Annotated in this window: 1 protein-coding gene; it reads right to left on the bottom strand. The window is 57.0% G+C overall.

All coding sequences use genetic code 11. From position 1 onward, the window contains the following. Window positions 1-38: 38 nt before the first annotated feature. Window positions 39-1,168, bottom strand: a protein-coding gene (locus tag J5474_RS22450; RefSeq protein WP_209364235.1) for an IS3 family transposase whose coding sequence is annotated in 2 segments (ribosomal slippage) — window positions 39-934 and window positions 934-1,168 — 1,131 coding nt in all. Because the reading frame shifts where the segments join, the coding sequence is not laid out codon by codon here. Between the last annotated feature and the right edge of the window lie 63 nt (window positions 1,169-1,231).

The raw sequence follows: 1,231 nt of genomic DNA, 5'->3' as shown, positions 1-1,231 counted from the left end.
TGGACCTGTCCCGATTTCGTGCCGCCCCAAGTGCTCGTTTAGGCCACCTTGCGTTCGAAGGCGACAGGGCTTTTCCAACCCAATGCTGAGTGGCGGCGTCGCGGATTGTAGAATCCGTTGATGTATTCGAAGATCGCCATCTCAGCCTGCCGCCGCGTTTCCCATGAACGCCGCCAGATCAGCTCGGCCTTGATGGTTTTGAAGAACGTCTCGACTGCTGCATTGTCATAACAATTTCCCTTTCCAGACATCGACACCTTGAACCCATGTTGGCGCAGGATTTTCTGATAGTCGTGAGAACAATACTGGCTGCCGCGATCCGTGTGATGGATGCAGCCCTTTGGTGGCGCACGGAATGCGATGGCCATGTTCAACGCCCGTATCGCAAGATCACGCTTCATGCGGTTGCTGACAGCCCAGCCGATCACGCGGCGAGAGTGCAGGTCCAGGATGACCGCCAGATATAGCCAGCCCTCACGGGTCCAGATGTAGCTGATATCGCCCGCCCATTTCTGGTTCGGACCGGCCGCACTGAAGTCGCGATCCAGAAGGTTCGGGGCGATGTTGAACGTATGATCGCTGTCTGTGGTCGCCTTGAACTTGCGCGTTCGTTCAACGGTAATCCCGTTTTCGCGCATCAAACGCCCAACCCGGCGATGGCCCACATCGATGCCGGCTTCCTTCAGTTCTTCGGTCATTCGGGGCCTGCCGTAGCTACCCAGGCTCAGACGCGACTGTTCCTTGATATGCGCCAGAACGATCATATCCATGCGCTGCCTGCGGCTGGCCGGGCGGCTGCGGAAGGCCCGTAGTCCACGCGGGCTGACATTCATGACCTGACAAAGCCGATCAATCGGGAAGGCCCCGCGCTGTTCTTCAACGAACCGAAACCTCATGGCTTTTGGCTCGCGAAGAACTGGGTGGCTTTTTTTAATATATCCCTCTCCTCCTTGAGGACACGGTTCTCGCGCCGAAGCCGTTCGTTCTCCCGTGCAAGCTCGCGATCCTCGGGCGATACCACATCTGTCTCGCGGTGTGCCGTCACCCATTTGTTCAGCGTCGAAAGCCCAACGCCCAAATCATCCGCAATTTGTCGCCGTGTCAGACCGCTGGTCAGCGCAATTCGCACTGCATCCTTGCGAAATTCATCCGTTCTTCCTGTGCCCATAGTTCGTCTCCTTTGTTGCAGTAAATGCTATCAAAGGAGCGGCATCAAACCGCGACACGTCCA

The sequence above is a fragment of the Sagittula salina genome (assembly GCF_017813235.1).
In the GTDB taxonomy this organism is placed as follows: Bacteria; Pseudomonadota; Alphaproteobacteria; order Rhodobacterales; family Rhodobacteraceae; genus Sagittula; species Sagittula salina.
The sequence above is the reverse complement of the archived record's forward strand: the minus strand, read 5'-3'. Positions and strand labels throughout refer to the sequence as shown.